At 68.3% G+C, this 15,107-nt stretch carries 13 protein-coding genes; 6 read left to right on the forward strand and 7 right to left on the reverse strand.

What is annotated here, in order from left to right; translation table 11 throughout:
• The first annotated feature begins 164 nt into the window (after positions 1–164).
• Positions 165–1,352, forward strand: a complete 1,188-nt coding sequence (locus ACFOSH_RS37790; protein ID WP_378245453.1) for a GNAT family N-acetyltransferase — start codon at positions 165–167, stop codon at positions 1,350–1,352.
• Between the two features lie 9 nt (positions 1,353–1,361).
• Here the strand turns inward: ACFOSH_RS37790 and ACFOSH_RS37795 are convergent, their stop codons facing one another.
• Entirely contained in the window at positions 1,362–2,540 is a 1,179-nt protein-coding gene (locus ACFOSH_RS37795; protein WP_378245455.1) for an MFS transporter, read from the reverse strand.
• Positions 2,541–2,704: 164 nt separating this feature from the next.
• Complete coding sequence (locus ACFOSH_RS37800) at positions 2,705–3,199, reverse strand: MarR family winged helix-turn-helix transcriptional regulator (protein ID WP_378245457.1); 495 nt, start codon at positions 3,197–3,199, stop codon at positions 2,705–2,707.
• A 189-nt stretch (positions 3,200–3,388) separates the two neighbouring features.
• Between ACFOSH_RS37800 and ACFOSH_RS37805 the strand changes: the two genes are divergently transcribed.
• Positions 3,389–4,594 carry an acyl-CoA dehydrogenase family protein gene (locus tag ACFOSH_RS37805; RefSeq protein WP_378245459.1) on the forward strand — a complete coding sequence of 402 codons (1,206 nt, stop codon included), beginning with the start codon at positions 3,389–3,391 and terminating at the stop codon, positions 4,592–4,594.
• A gap of 338 nt (positions 4,595–4,932) precedes the next feature.
• Here ACFOSH_RS37805 and ACFOSH_RS37810 read toward each other — a convergent pair whose 3' ends face one another.
• The 4 genes from ACFOSH_RS37810 to ACFOSH_RS37825 all read right to left on the reverse strand — a co-directional run bounded on the left by ACFOSH_RS37810 (position 4,933) and on the right by ACFOSH_RS37825 (position 9,411).
• Entirely contained in the window at positions 4,933–5,916 is a 984-nt protein-coding gene (locus ACFOSH_RS37810) for a sporulation protein (RefSeq protein WP_378245461.1), read from the reverse strand.
• 126 nt (positions 5,917–6,042) lie between these two features.
• Positions 6,043–7,377: an erythromycin esterase family protein gene (locus tag ACFOSH_RS37815; RefSeq protein ID WP_378245463.1), complete on the reverse strand. Its 1,335-nt coding sequence runs from the start codon at positions 7,375–7,377 to the stop codon at positions 6,043–6,045.
• Between the two features lie 197 nt (positions 7,378–7,574).
• Complete coding sequence (locus ACFOSH_RS37820) at positions 7,575–8,426, reverse strand: dioxygenase family protein (protein WP_378245465.1); 852 nt, start codon at positions 8,424–8,426, stop codon at positions 7,575–7,577.
• Positions 8,427–8,505: 79 nt separating this feature from the next.
• The gene (locus ACFOSH_RS37825; RefSeq protein WP_125796251.1) at positions 8,506–9,411 is read right to left on the reverse strand and encodes an AraC family transcriptional regulator; all 906 of its coding nucleotides are present in this window, start codon (positions 9,409–9,411) and stop codon (positions 8,506–8,508) included.
• A 162-nt stretch (positions 9,412–9,573) separates the two neighbouring features.
• On the opposite strand from ACFOSH_RS37825, the gene ACFOSH_RS37830 reads away from it, so the two are divergent.
• Positions 9,574–10,764: a glycosyltransferase 87 family protein gene (locus tag ACFOSH_RS37830; protein WP_378245467.1), complete on the forward strand. Its 1,191-nt coding sequence runs from the start codon at positions 9,574–9,576 to the stop codon at positions 10,762–10,764.
• A gap of 10 nt (positions 10,765–10,774) precedes the next feature.
• On the forward strand, positions 10,775–11,524 hold the full coding sequence (locus ACFOSH_RS37835; protein ID WP_378245469.1) for an SDR family NAD(P)-dependent oxidoreductase: 750 nt from the start codon (positions 10,775–10,777) through the stop codon (positions 11,522–11,524).
• Positions 11,525–11,636: 112 nt separating this feature from the next.
• On the opposite strand, the gene ACFOSH_RS37840 is transcribed toward ACFOSH_RS37835, so the two are convergent.
• Positions 11,637–11,855 carry a hypothetical protein gene (locus tag ACFOSH_RS37840; RefSeq protein WP_378245471.1) on the reverse strand — a complete coding sequence of 73 codons (219 nt, stop codon included), beginning with the start codon at positions 11,853–11,855 and terminating at the stop codon, positions 11,637–11,639.
• Between the two features lie 9 nt (positions 11,856–11,864).
• On the opposite strand from ACFOSH_RS37840, the gene ACFOSH_RS37845 reads away from it, so the two are divergent.
• Both ACFOSH_RS37845 and ACFOSH_RS37850 read left to right on the forward strand, forming a co-directional pair.
• Positions 11,865–13,643 carry a ThiF family adenylyltransferase gene (locus ACFOSH_RS37845; protein ID WP_378245473.1) on the forward strand — a complete coding sequence of 593 codons (1,779 nt, stop codon included), beginning with the start codon at positions 11,865–11,867 and terminating at the stop codon, positions 13,641–13,643.
• Entirely contained in the window at positions 13,640–14,626 is a 987-nt protein-coding gene (locus ACFOSH_RS37850; RefSeq protein ID WP_378245475.1) for a 3-oxoacyl-ACP synthase III family protein, read from the forward strand. The genes ACFOSH_RS37845 and ACFOSH_RS37850 overlap by 4 nt, the downstream gene beginning before the upstream one ends.
• Positions 14,627–15,107: the final 481 nt, after the last annotated feature.

The raw sequence follows: 15,107 nt of genomic DNA on the forward strand, positions 1-15,107 counted from the left end.
TGGCTGACACCTGACCGCCATTGTCTGGGTACTCGGGCGCTTTTCGATAGGTAGCATCGATTAACACAGGAAACCGGACGGGAAATCCGACAAAAGTAGGGACTTATGCGCCGGCGAGCCGCAAATCGCTTGACGCCACGCGGGAACGGCAATGCACTGTGCCGATGAAGATCCGTGCCACGACCGCCGAAGACCGCGACGCCTTCGTCGACACCTTGTTCGCCGCGTTCGCCCGCTTCCCGGTCAGCGCGGACGAGACCTGGTCCGCGCTCGAACTGGACCGCGGCCTGTTCGCCACGGCCGAGGACGGGCGGCCCGTCGGCACGGCCGCCGCGTACTCCTTCGAGCTCACCCTTCCCGGCGAGATCGTCGTCCCGGCGTCCGGGGTGACCGCCGTCGGCGTCCTGCCCACGCACCGGCGGCGCGGCGCGCTCAGCGCGATGATGCGGCGCCAGTTCGCCGACTTCCGGGCCCGGGGCGAGATCCTCTCCGTGCTGCTGGCCTCGGAGGCCTTGATCTACCGGCGGTTCGGCTACGGACCGGCGACCTACACCCACCGGCTGACGGTGCAGCGTCACCAGGCCGCCTTCGCTGTCCCCCGGACGGCCTCCGGTTCGATCGAACTGCTGCGCCGGGCCGACTGCGGCGGGCTCCTGGAAGAGGTCTACGACCGGTATCGCCGCGCACGGCCCGGCGCGCTGTCGCGGCCGCACCGCTGGTGGGCGGCGGGAGCGGGGCAGCCGCCGGTCTCAGAGGCGTCGCGCTACATCGCCCTGCACCGCGACGCCGAGGGTGTCCCGGACGGGTACGCCTGCTATTCGCACACCGCCCCGAGCACCTTGACCGTCGACGAGACCATCGCCGTGGACGACGTGGTCTCCACCGCACTGGCCCGGTTCCTCCTCGAACACGACCTGATCACCCAGGTCGTGTTCAACCAGTGCCCGCCCGACCATCCGCTGCGGTGGCAGCTGGAGGACTTCCGCGCCGCCGAGGTCGGCGGCGACACCGACTGGCTGTGGGTACGGCTGCTGGACATCCCCCGTGCGCTCACCACCCGCGGCTGGTTCGCCGACGGTGAGCTCGTCCTCGACGTCACCGACGCGGCGCTCGGTGAGCACGGCCGCCACCTGCTGACCGTCCGGAACGGCGAGGCGGACTGCGTCCCGACGGACCGGGAACCGGACCTGTCCCTGGACGTGAGCGACCTCGGCTCGATCTACCTCGGTGGCACCGCCCCGAGCACGCTCGTCCGGGCCGGGCACATCCGGGCTCACCGCCCGTCCGCGGTCGCGGTCGCCGACGCCCTCTTCCGTGGGGAGCGGCCACCGCACTGCCTGCACTGGTTCTGACCGGTGACACTAGGGCGTGGCCCGGCGGGTGCCGACCGTGAAGAGCAGTGACGCCGCGGTCAGCACCACGCCGAACCACACCACACTGGTGAGGCCGGCGTTGTCCGCCAGCAGTCCGGCGAACAACGCGCCGAGGGCGATGGAAGTGTTGTACGCCAGGGTGTTGAGCGACATCGCGGCCTCGAACGTCTCGGGGGCGGAATTCCGCGTCATGGTGAGCTGGCTCAACTGAACGACACCGTAGGACAACCCCCAGAGCGCCAGCGCGATCATCACCCCGATCGGTCCGTGGCCGATGGTGAGCAGCAACACCAGCGACACCACGAGCGAGACGGCACCGACCATGAAACTCGCGAACACGTTCCTCGCCACGAAATACCCGGCGACGAAGTTCCCCGCAGCTCCCCCGGCGCCGAAGACGATCAGGCACACCGTGATGAAGGTGGCCGACGCCGAGGACGTGCCTTCCAGGAAGGGACGGATGAAGGTGTAGACGCCGAAATGCCCGAGTACGAACAGCACCACGGTGATCAGGACCGAACGCAGGCGCACGTTCACCCGCGGCAGGCCGAAGACCTCCCGTACCGAAACCGCGTTCGCCGACGGCAGTGACGGGACCAGGACGACGACGGCGAGGAAGACCAGGACACTGAGCCCGCTCCAGATCAGGAACGTGGTCTGCCAGCTGGTGAGACTTTCCAGGATGGTGCCCAGCGGCATGCCCAGCACCGTGGCGATCGAGATACCGGACATCACCACCGCCGCCGCCCGGTTCGCGTGGCGGTCCGGGACGATCCGCATCGCCATGCCGACGCCGATGGCCCAGAACGCCCCGTTGGCGAAGCCCATGACGAGCCGTGTCGCCAGTACCAGCGGATAGCTCGGCGCGAGCGCGGTGATCAGGTTGCCGACGGCCAGGATCGCGAGCAAGGTGGAGAGCAGGACGCGCCGGTTGATCCGCCGCGTCCACGCGACGATGAACGGCACGCCGAGCCCGGCCGAGACGCCGTAAAGCGTGACCATAAGGCCGGCGACGCCCACCGAGATGCCCAGACTCGAACTCACCGGTGTGAGCAGGCCGACGGGCATCAGTTCGGTGGTGAGGAAGACGAACAGGCTGGCGGTGATCGCGGCGACCCCGGCCCAGCCCTTCAGGGTCGAGCGCGCGCTTTCGGTTCGGGTGACCATTTCTCTCTCGATTCACGAGCATGACGAAGAAGCCCCTGCGGGACCGGCGTTTCCGGCCGCGGGGTGCTTCATCCCCAGGAAGATCGGCGGCACACGGGACGACCCGCGCACCTCTTAGCGCTAAGCTACTTGATGCTTAGCGCTAAGTCAAACAGTGGCGAGGGTCAGTCCTCCAGGGCGACGTCTCCCAGTGACCGCAGCAGGTTTCGCAGCAAGACGGCCAGCTGGTCCCGCTCCTCGGGGCTGACCGCGCTCAGGAGCCGATGCTCCGTGTCGACGTGATCGGGCAGCGCCCGGTCGATGAGTTCGCGGCCCTGCTCGGTGAGGTCGACCAGCACGCGGCGGCCGTTCGTCTCGTCGGGCGCGCGGACCACGAGGCCGCGTTCTTCGAGGCGGTCGAGCCGCTGGGTGACCGCGCCGGAGGTGATCATCGCCGAACGCATCAGGTCGGCCGGGGTCAGCGTGCCGGCGCGGCGCAAGGTGGCCAGCACGTCGAACGAGGACCGATCGAGATCGTGCCGCGCGAAGGTCTTGCGCAGTTCGCCGTCCAGCACACGGGTCAGTCTGGTCAGCCGCCCGATGACGGCCATCGGGGAGACGTCCAGGTCGGGACGGGCTACCGCCCACTGGCTGAGAATGTGGTCAACGTGATCCGGCACGCCCGGAGATTACCCCGGTCTCAGAGCGCGGACGTTCGTTGACACCCCGTAGCGCCACTGCTCTACTCGGACGCATGCGCTGTACGGCCTGAATCAGTGTCCGCCCACCTTCGAAAAACACCCGGGAATTCCGGGCGCTCCGCCCTGCCCGGAATTCCCGTTCGCCCTCGCACAGAACGGAATTCACCCATGACCACGACCGAGAACAGGGTCCGGTCCGCCGCCGGATGGCTGGCCGCCGCGAAAGACGTCGCCGACGAACTCGCGGTGAACGCCGCCGAGCGCGACCGCAAGAACGAAACGCCCCACGCGGAAGTCCGGCTGCTCAAGGATTCCGGCCTGGTGACGCTGCTCGGTCCAGTCGAGCACGGCGGTGGCGGCCAGAGCTGGGAGACCGCCTACCGCGTGACCCGCGAGGTCGCGCGCGGCGACGGTTCGATCGGCCAGTTGCTCGGTTATCACTATCTCTGGGCCTGGGCCGCCCGGCTGGTGGCGACCGACGAACAGGTCGCCGCGGTCGAAGAACTGTATACGCGGAACAATTTCTTCTTCGGTGGCGCGGTCAACCCCCGTGATTCCGATCTGACGATCACCGAGGACGGCGACGAGATCGTCTACAATGGACACAAGTCGTTCTCCACCGGCAGCAAGGTCTCCGATCTGACCGTGCTGGAAGGGGTTCTCGAAGGCACCGAGGACCATGTCTTCGCCATCGTTCCGTCCGAACAGGACGGTATCGTCTTCCACGACGACTGGGACAACATCGGCCAGCGGCTCACCGAATCGGGCAGCGTGACCATCAACGGCGTGCGGGTCCCGTGGGCGAGTGCGGCGGGTTACGTGGACAAGAAGTTCCACCCACTGACCTACAACACGCTCAACGTCCCGGCGATCCAGCTGGTGTTCACCAACTTCTACCTGGGCATCGCCCAAGGCGCGCTGGAAACCGCGCTGGCGTACACCCGCGAGCACACCCGCGCGTGGCCGTACGGCGGCGACAACAAGACGTCTTCCGGCGAAGAGTGGTACATCCTCGACGGTTACGGTGATCTCCAGTCGAAACTGTGGGCAGCCGAGGCGCTGGTGGACAAGGCCGGGGCGGCGATCTCGGCCGTATTGCACGCGCCGCGCGAAGATCTCACGCCTGAGGCACGCGGCGAGGTCGCGGTCCTCATCGCCGCCGCCAAGCAGCGCGTGATCGACACCGGCCTCGAAATCGGCACGAAGATCTTCGAGCTGACCGGCGCCCGGGCGAGCGCCACGAAATTCGGCCTCGACCGCTTCTGGCGGAACCTGCGCACGCATTCGCTCCACGACCCGGTGGCCTACAAACGCCGCGAGGTCGGTGCGTACGCGCTGTTGAACGAACTGCCGGAACCCACCTGGTACATCTGAGCCCGGTTGGCCTCGTGAGTGGCAAGGACGGTTCTAACGAGGGGTAGGGCAAAGGAGTCGGGTCGACGTGTCCGGCGAGGACGCGTGTCGTCACTCAGGGTGAGGGCGTGTGGAAATAGGGACGCTCAACGTCCCTATTTCCACACACCCTCCCTGTCCGACCGTCGTGACCGGTCCGATCACGACGGGACCGTGTGGATTTCTGCTCATCCAACGCACCAAAATCCACACAGTCGACGCCAACGACCCAGCATCGCGCACAGTCACCGACACCGTCCACAACCACGCCAGGTTTGCCTTACCCCTCACTAACCGTCCTCACCACTCACGAGTCCGGATCACTCTTCGGAGCCCTCGTCGCCGCCGTCGAAGACGTCTTCCATGACCTCGCCGAGGATCATGCCGCCGACCACGCCGGCCGCGGCACCGGCGACCACGCCGCCCATACCCGGGCCGCGCCTGCCGTGTCCGCCGTGGTGACCGTGGTGGTCGTAATCGTGGCCGTAGTGCTCCTGGTGCCCCTGGTGCCCGCCGAACATGGCGTGCCCGCCGCCGGATTCGGCGACGTTGGCCAGCCAGCCGTCGATGGCCGCGGTCCAGTCGGTACGCAAGGCCTCCTCGTGCGAGACGTGGAAGCGGCCGAAGGAGTCGCCGCCGGAGCGGAACATGCCGCCGCGTTTGTCGGCCTCCAGCACCACTACCAGCTCACCCGGGCTCGCGACGAAGGTCAGCTCCACCTGGTTGACGCGACCGGCGTAGCGCGAGGGCGGGAAGAACTCGATCTCCTGGAAGAACCCGAGTTCCTGCCGGACACCGTGCAGCTGCCCGGCTTCGACGTCGGCGCTGCGGAAGGAGAAGCCCAGCTCGCCGAAGGCCTCCAGCACCCGGTCCTGCGCCTGGAGCGGCCCGACCAGCAGCGGGTCGAGGTCGCCCTTGTCCGGCGCGCCGGCGATGACGAGTTCGGTCCGCACGCCGACGACCATGCCCGGCAGCTCACGGCCGCCGACCGCGCTGATCGGCGTCTCCCACGGCAAAGCGATCTGGAACGGCACCGTGGTCAATTGCCCCGCCGTCACCTTCACCTTGCGGCCCGCGCTGACCCGCAGGAACTCCGCGGTCCCGGCGCGCTCGTGGTCGCCTCGCTCGACCTCGACCCTGGTCACCAGCGAAAGCAGGATCTCCTCGATCTGGGCGTCGCTCGAACCGCCCTGGATGCGGACCTGGCCGGTGATCACCTCGCCGGGCAAGGCGTGCGGCGAGTCGAGCACGGTGTCGACGGACGGGCCGCCGACCCCGAAGGCGCTGAGCATCCGTTTGAACATCAGAGATTTCCTCCGCTGGGTACTGGAACTGGGGTGCCGCGAAAGCGGACACTTCGACTACTACCGAGAATCGCCGCGGCACGCCAGGCAAACCAGGTTAAAAACCCCTAAACGGGCGCAGCGTCACTACCTTCTCAGATCGGACTGGCGGACCTCGTGCAGGTGGATGACCGCGTCGTAGGAACGCCCAAGAGAGATGGCCACAGGGTCGACCGGGAACAGCGTGCCGATGGTCCGGGTGGGCCGGGCGGCGTCCAGCCAGGCGCGCGCGGCGGGCGGCGCGGTGCGGAAGTCGAGGTAGAAGTCCTCGAAACGAACCTTGTCGAGAGTGTGCTCGTTCGACCCGGGCGGCGCGGCCGGGACGGAGAACGACTTCCAATCACCGCCGATCGCGATGTCCTTGGACAGGAAGGAACCCCGGTCGAAGCTGAAGCCGATCGGCAGGTAGTCGCGGCCCAGCGTCTCGCGAAGGAAGGCACCCTGCGTCTTCGGGTACATCGCCGGGTTGTCCGGGATGTAGGCGACGTGGGTGTTGTGCGCGGAGAGCAGGACCTTGTGCCCGGTCCGCCGCTGCCACCAGGCGACGTTCTGCGCCATCGCCTGGTCCCGCAGGATCTGGAAGCCGGGCAGCGACTTCGGATCCGAGAGGTCGACGCTGAGGAAGCGGGCGGTCTGCGCGACGAACCGGGCGTGCTGCTCGGTCCAGCCGTAGGCGTCCGCGCCGGTGAGCCCCTTGACCAGTTCGAAGGCCTGCTCCGCCTGGGTGGCGAGCCGCTTCCGTTCGTCGAGCGGTTTGCGGAGGTAGGCGAGATGGTCGTCGATCGGGCGAAGACCGGTGTAGAGCTGGTTCAGCCGGGGCAGCGCCGCCGGATGATGCTGCCGCACGTAGTCGGTGATCCTGGCGAAGAACGCGTCGTTGATCGAAGGCCCGCCGAGGTCGTCACCGACGAAGTGCACGGTGCGGCCGGGGTGGGCACGGTTGTAGTCGCGCATCCACCGGATCAGGCTGACGAACTCCTCGCGGTCCCACGGGGAACCGGCCACCGTCCGCTTCAGGATCTCGCGGGCGTCACCTCGGCCGGTCTGGACGTAGTCGTCGATCTCCATACCCGCCGACCAGCTCGCCTCCAGCGCGAACGCCCGGAACCCCTTCTCCTCGACGAGATATCGGAACACCCGCTCCTTCATGGCGAAGAACTCGTGCGAGCCGTGCGTGGCCTCACCGAGACCGACCACCTTCGCGCCGCCGATCATCGCGCCCAAGGCCCGCAGGTCGGCGGTGTTCCGGCCGGGTTCGGTCGACCGCAGCGGATGCGCCGCGAGGTCCAGCGACCGGACCGGGTCCCGCCAGGACGTGGCCTGCTCCGCCGCGTTCGCCGCGGGCGCGAGCATCGCTCCCGTCGCCACCACCGCGGCGACCACCAAACCCCGTCTTCCCCAGCGCTTCCGGTTCTTCGTCATACCCGTTCACCCCTTCGTTCCGATGTCGAAGACGATCATCGTCCGAGGAGAGGTGTCGGCGCGCTGCAGCAAAGCTCCTACTTGGGGTGGGGAAAACCCCACCCCAAGACGAGAAGGCGGGTGGACCCCGCCGCCGGAGTGTGGGTCCCGGCGGCGGGAGTCCACCCGCGTTTATCTCCCTCCGCAGCGGCTGCTCGTCACTCCGCGCGCCACAACGCGGGCGTGTTCGGCGGCTCCCAGCCGGGCTGAGCCGTGTGCGCCTGCAAGCACACATAGCCGCGGCCGCTGTAGGTGACCCGGACGCCCGCGGAATAGCCGGTTCCCGCCGCCCAGGTCGTCCCGCCAGGCGGGTTGGAGGTCGAAGTGGGCGGGTTGGAGGTGGTCGGGTTCGAGGTGGTCGGGTTCGAGGTCGACGTCGGCGTCTGCCGCACGTTGAGCACGAAGTCGAACGCGGCCTCCTTGGCCGTGCCCGCGTCCCGCACGGTCATCAGCAGCCGCGGGTCGAAGATCGTGTCGGTGTTGTTGCGCGGCTCGTTGGGGAAGTAGAGCTGCGTGGTCAGGATCGGCTTGCCGGGCGCCTGGACCTTGACGTGGATGTGCCGCGTGCGGCCGGGGTACAGGCCGGGCACGATCGTGCTCAGCGAGAACCTGCCCTGGTCGTCGGTGTACTGGTGACCGCGGAAGGTGTACCCCGAGTTGTCGTAGTTGCCATTGACGTCGGCCTGCCAGAAGTCCAGCAGCGCCCGGGCGATCGGCTGGCACGCGAGACCGAAGACGAAGCCGGAGACGGTGAGCCTCGTGCCCTGCGTGCCCGGGGTGACGAGCGACGTCCGCTCCGGAGAGTTCGGCTTGAAATAAGGACCTTCGGTCTGCGCGATGGTCGGGGCGTCTCCGTCGTGACATTCCGGGGTCAGCTCGGGCGTCTTGCCGCTCGCGACGGTGGTGCGCGCGAGAGCGGGGCCGCCGACCAGCGCGACCGGGGCGACGACACCCGCGGCGAGCGCGGCCTTCAGCACAGTCTTTCGGCTGAGCTTGTTATCTTCGTCCATGACCTGCTCCTCGTGGGGGCTTCGGGAATCACCCTCGACGGTATGGAGAAGATCAGCTGCGGACGATGGACTGCGATGGTCAGTCGTGGTGAATCTCGGGGGCCGCGTCTCCGGTCCGGCGATAATCACCGGGGCTCAACCCCGTTTCCCGTCGGAAGAACCGGCAGAAATAGGCGGGATCCGCGAATCCGACCCGGCTGGCGACCTGACGGACGGTGAGATCCGTGCCGAGCAGGAACCGTTTCGCCTCCCGTGTCCTGGCCTCGCGCATCAGTTGTGCCGCCGTCCGCCCGGTCGCCGTTTTCACCGCGTCGGTCAGATATCCCGGCGTGACGCCGATACGTTCCGCGAGCGCGCCGACCGACCAAAGTCCGAGATCGGGTCTGCCGAGCAGCCGGGCGAATTCCGTGCCCACCGCCTGCGCCCTGGCGGGCGGGCGTGGATCGGCCAGTCCGGGAAGCCGCCCCGCCCGGACGATCAGCACGTGCATCAGGGCCCGCAGCACCGAATCGGTCCCCTGCCCGCCACAACGGAATTCCTCGTCGAGTTCGGCGACCAGCCGCGCCGTCTCCTCGGCCGCGCGCTCGTCGAGCCGCCAGGGCTGCTGACTCAGCCGTCGCAGGGTTTCGCGATCCGCCGGATGTTCGAGCAGGAAGTCGTCGGTGAACAACACGACGAATCCGCTGAGATCGCGGGCATCCCAATGATGCACCTGCCCCGGGGTTATGACCGCGAGTTGTGGCGGCCCCAATTCCCAGCGCGTGAAATCGATGACGTGGTCACCGGTACCGCCGGTGACGTGAACGATTTCGTAGAAAGTGTGCCGGTGCGGGAAAGCCGCCCGCGACATCGGCCCGATCGTGTCGAAGGTACCGACCGTGAACGGCAGGGCGTCCGGCGCGCGGACCTCCAGCCGATGCAAGGGCAATTCCCCTGCCTTCGGTTTCAGGCAAGGCGTCCTGGGCAACACCGTAGTTCCGCGCATGGACCGGTCCCCTTCACCACACTGGGAAAGGAAAAGTCTAGACCAATATGTGCGGCGATCGCTTCCGACGGAAGTCGCTTTCCGCGCTGGGTCACGGCGGGACCCGCCACCCTCCCCGGTACAGTCGTGATCATCGACGCACGTCCGAAGGGTCACCACGCGATGTCTCCAGCCACGTCGCGCGGCCGGGCCCGGTGGTCGGCCGGCGCGTTCGCCGCCCTGGTGCTGGCGTGTGCCGTGGCCTGGGCGACGACGGGCGCTTCCCACAGCGACCTCGAGATCTACCGCTTCGGCGTCGACACCCTGTGGGCCGGCGGCGACCTCTACGGCGCCTTGCCGCTTTCCGAAGCGGGCATCCCCCTGCTGTTCATCTACCCGCCGTTCGCCGCGCTGGTGCTCACCCCGCTGGCGCTGGTGCCGTGGACGGGCTCGGTACTGCTGTTGTTCGCGCTCGGCCTGGCCGCGCTGGGGATCACCTTCTACGCGATCACCCGCACGCTGTGGCCGTCCGGGGACCGGCGGAGGGCGCTGCTCGTCGCGTCGCTGGCGATCACCCCGGCGCTCTTCCTCGAACCGGTCCGCCAGACGCTCGGCTTCGGCCAGATCAACCTGCCGCTGATGGGCCTCGTCGCGGCCGACTGCCTGCTGGCGCGGGGCCGCTACCGGGGCATCGGCGTCGGGATCGCCGCCGCCGTCAAGCTGACACCGATGGCGTTCCTGTTGTTCTTCTTGGTGCGCAAGGACTTCCGTGGCGCGCTGACCGCGTTGGGCACGTTCGTGGCCGCCTCGGCCGTCGCGTTCGCCGTCGCCCCCGAGGCCTCCGCGCGCTACTGGTTCGGCGGGCTCGCCGGAGCCTCGGGGATCAGCGGCACCTCGTTCCACACCAACCAGACCCTGCAGGCCGTGTTCGCGCGGCTTGGCGTCGACTCCGCCGCGGCCAAGCCACTGTGGCTCGTCCTCACCGGCGTTCTGCTGGTGCTGGTCACCTTGACCATGTACCGCTCGGCGCCGGTGCCGGCGCTGCTGCTGAACGCGACGTTCGCCCTGCTCATCTCGCCGACGTCGTGGTCGCATCACTGGGTGTGGATCGCCCCGGCGCTGTTCACCACCGCCGCCTGCGCGGTGCTCCATCGCCAGGACCGCGGGCGAGCTGTGGCCTCGCTGGCCGCCACCGGGGTCGTCGCCACGGTCTTCGTCGCGGCACCTTTCCGGTACTTCCCCGCCTTCGACCGGCCGGGCCAGACCTGGACGGCCGCCCAGCAGTGGCTGGGAAACTGCTACGTCCTCGCGGGCCTGCTCTTCTTGGTCGTGTCGGGCGTCCTCGCGCTGCGGAAACGGGCCCACGCCGACTGAAAGGACCCCCATGCTGGACCTGAGCGGCACCACCACCCTCGTCACCGGGGCCAGCGGCGGCATCGGCCGGGGTATCGCCCTGCGTTTGGCCGAGACGGGCAGCGCTGTCGCCGTGCACTACCACGGTGCCGAAGCCTCGGCGCTCGCCGTCGTCGAACGTATCGAGGCGGCAGGCGGGACCGCCGCCGCGTTCACCGCCGACCTCACCGACGACGGCGAATGCCATCGGCTCGTGGCCGCCGCCGCGGCCTGGACCGGACGGCTGGACACCCTGGTCAACAGCGCCGGCGTGCAGTCTGTCGAGCCACTGGCGGGAATGTCGGCGGAAAGCTGGCGCGCCGTCCTCGACGCGAACCTCACCAGCGCGTTCTCGTGCACGCAGGCCGCGGCCGAGGTGATGAGCGGCGGCACCGTCATCCACATCGCCTCGATCGAGGCGGACCGGCCCGCACCGGGGCACGCGCACTACAGCAGCGCGAAGGCCGCGCTGGTCATGCATGCCCGCGCCGCCGCGCTCGAATACGGGCCGCGAGGCCTCCGCGTGAACGCCGTCTCCCCCGGCCTGATCGACCGCCCCGGACTCGGCGACGCCTGGCCCGAGGGCGTCCACCGCTGGGAGCAGTCCGCGCCCCTCGGCAGGCTCGGCACCCCTGAAGACGTCGCGAACGCCTGCCTGTTCCTCGCCTCGCCGCTCGCGTCGTGGATCACCGGACACAACCTGATCGTGGACGGCGGAGTCTCCGCGCATCCCACCTGGTGATCATGAAGCTGTGACCTCCACCACACACCGTGGAACAGGTCGCTTTCACTGAGAAACAGCCCGGCACACCATCGGGTGGGAATTCCGGCGGGCTTCATCAAATCCGATGCTCTCACCGTGACGCATTGTCGACCGCCGTGGCGGTAAACGATTGCCGCACTCGCTCGTACGGATCGCTTGCCACCGCACGCATCCGCTGACGCTCGGTTGCCTCGCTGCTACAGTCCGGCGCGGTTCGAATTCCTCCGAATTTTCGAGCCATCCCCACGAATATCGCGCCGGCTTCCGGCACTTTCCTCAGAAAAGGCATCACTTGACGGATCTCAGCCATCCGTGGAGCGTGACCGCGTTCCACGGGGCCGACACCTGCCTGCTTGATTCCGTCCGCGAACTCCGCGCACGGATCCTGTTCGACCGCGGCCGCCGTCCGGCCTTTCGCCGGGCGGACGGTTCGCACGCCGACGACCAGGACCTCGACTTCGGGGCCTGGCACTTCATCGCGCGGCAGCATCCGGACGGCCCGCCGCTCGGCTACATCCGGCTCTCCACCCCGGCCACCGGCGACGGCTTCCAGTCGCGGACCTACCTCGGCACCGAGCGGTACGAGGAAGTGCTTGCCGCACAAGGCTTCGAGCCGGGTCAGGTCTTCGAGCACAGCAGGCTCGTCGTCGAGCACCGGTCCCGGAAACTCGGGCTCGGGCAGTACCTCAACGCACTCGCGATCGGCGCAGCGCACCACCTCGGCGCCCAGGCCATGATCGGCACTTCGGGCACGAAGGACGGCCAGGACCGGTTCCACGAGCAGTTCGGTTTCCGTGCCATGCCGGGCACCCGCCGCTATGTCGAGCAGTACACCGAAGACGTCGTGATCATGTTCCACCGCGTCGCCGACGGCGCCGGGCGGCACCACGATCTCGTCACGCGGCTCCGGGACGAATTCCCCAGGGTCGCCGCTTCCACACCGTCCCCGCTCACCTTCGGGACGTCGTCGAGCAGGCCCGCGCCCGACACGCTCGCCGCCGTCCCCGGACCCGATCGCGACCAGTGGCGGCCGACCCTGCTCGCGCCCCTCAACGCGATGGATTTCCAATCCCTGACTGCGTTGCTGGCCTACGGCGACGTCCGCGAAGTCCACGACACCATCGACGAGCAGTTGGCCGAACTGGTCCGCAGCCGCGACCCGTCCTGCCGGGACGAGACCGAAATCGAGACCAGGAAACGGGAACAGCTCGCCGGACTGGCGCTCTGGGAGTACGGCACCTGGGTCTGGTACCCGTGGTCGCGGCGGCTCGTGCACGTCCTGCCGCGCGACGAGTTCCGGCTCGTGCGCACGGATCGCAACCGCGGCAAGGTCGACCGCCCCGAACAGCGCCGCCTGCTCGGGAAGCGGATCGGCGTCATCGGTCTTTCGGTCGGCAACAGCGCGGCGCTCACGTTCGCGCTCGAAGGCATCGGCGGCGCCTACAAACTGGCGGACTTCGACGACTTCAGCCTGTCGAACCTGAACCGGCTGCGCGCGGGCGTGCACGAACTCGGTGTCAACAAAGCGGTCCTGTCCGCGCGCCAGATGTTCGAGATCGACCCGTACCTCGACATCGAGATCCACCGCGACGGCCTGACCGAGGACAACATCGAGGCGTTCTTCACCGGCGGGCTGGGCCCGCTCGATCTCCTGATCGAGGAGTGCGACACCCCATGGGTCAAGGTCGCGGCCCGCGAATACGCGCGTGACCTGCGCGTCCCGGTCGTCATGGACTGCAACGACCGCGGCATGCTCGACGTCGAACGCTTCGACCTCGAACCGGACCGGCCGTTGCTGCACGGACTGCTCGGCGACATCAAGTCCGTGGACGTCGCCGACCTCGGGCACCAGGAGAAGGCCGAGCTGATCCTGGCCATGGTCGACGCCGACCGGATCAGCCCGGAACTGGCCGCCTCGTTCGGCGAACTCGGCCGCACCCTGAGCAGCTGGCCGCAACTGGCCTCCGGGGTCGCGCTGGGCGGCGCGCTCTGCGGTGAGGCCGCGCGGCGGATCCTGCTCGGCCTGCCATGCACGTCGGGCCGGTTCTACACCGACCTCGACCGCCAGCTCAGCCCGGAACGGAGCGCGGTCACGTGACCGCGCTGCCCGTGCGGATCGCCGGCACCGGCGTCCACCTGCCACCGGACATCGTCACCAACCGGCGGCTCGCCGAAACGCTCGACACCTCCGACGAGTGGATCGTCCACCGCACCGGGATCAGGGAACGCCGTTGGCTCGCCCCGGATCTCGCCACTTCGGACATGTGCGTGGCCGCCGCCCGGCCCGCGCTCGCGGCGGCGGGATGCACCGCGAGGGACGTCGACGCGATCATCGTCGCGACCTACACCTACGACCAGCCGCTGCCGTCGACGGCACTGATCGTCAAGGAAGCGCTCGGCGCTTTCGGGGCACTCACCTTCGACATCACGCAAGCCGCTTGCGCGAACGGCGTCCAGGCGTTGTTCCTCGGCTCCTTGCTGGTGCGGACCGGTGCGGCGAAACGGGTCCTGGTGATCGCGGCCGACAGCGCGTCCCGCGTGACCGATCCGGAAGACCGCACCACCCGGGTCTTCTTCGGCGACGCCGCCGGTGCCGCCGTCCTGACCGGGACGACGGCACCGGGCGCCGGACTCCTCGGCTGGGACTTCGGCGCCGAACTGTCCTACGACGTCGAGATCCCGGCAGGCGGCTCGCGGCAGCCCGCCGGGGCGACGACGTTCGCGGACCGGCGGCACTACCTCAAGATGAACGGCCGGACCGTCTGGGACACCGCCACCCGATGCCTGCCGGACAGCGTCCTGAACGCCACCGCCCAGGCCGGGCTGACGGTGGACGAGGTGCACCATTTCTTTTTGCACCAGGCCAATCTGAACATCGTGCAGGCGGCGATGGACAAACTCGGCGTGCCGCGTGACCGTGCGCCGATCACCGTCGACAGGCTCGGCAACACCGGTTCGGCAGGTGTTTTCACCGTGCTGCACAAGGGTTTCTCGGAGGGTTCGGTGCGGCCGGGCGACGTCTTCGTCGTGTCGGCGATCGGGGCGGGGTTCCAGTGGGGCACCTTGTGCTTTAGGGCTTAGCGGGCGGGTGGGGCGCTGGGGCGTGGTTCTGACAGACCTTGTCTCGGCGCCCCTGTCGAGCTCGCTGGCTGCCGGTCGGCGTGGGCGTGCGATTCGGGCCGCCGCGCCACTCACGGCTATCTATTCGCTTTGCGCCCTCTATCGAATGGAATAGCACGCTCAGGGTGCCCTTGAGCTTAGATGGCCAGTGCACCGGCTGGGGATAATGATCGTTCTGGGTAGCGAAGGGGTGTTTCGCTACCCAGAACGATCATTATCTCAGGGCGCGCACTGACCATTTGAGCCCGAGACCACCTAAACGTGTGATAGAACATCTGTTCGACTGCGGGTAATGTTGATCTCGTGGCCATCGACAGCACATCCCAGACAACGCACATCGAGTGGTGGCGTGTCGATACGGCGATGTTGCATGCCCGCAAGCAAGAGTTGGAAGTCCTCAAGCGTCAGTTGGATGCCGAGCAGAACGCGATCCTCGCCGAAA

It is taken from the genome of Amycolatopsis speibonae (assembly GCF_042647925.1).
GTDB lineage: Bacteria > Actinomycetota > Actinomycetes > Mycobacteriales > Pseudonocardiaceae > Amycolatopsis > Amycolatopsis speibonae.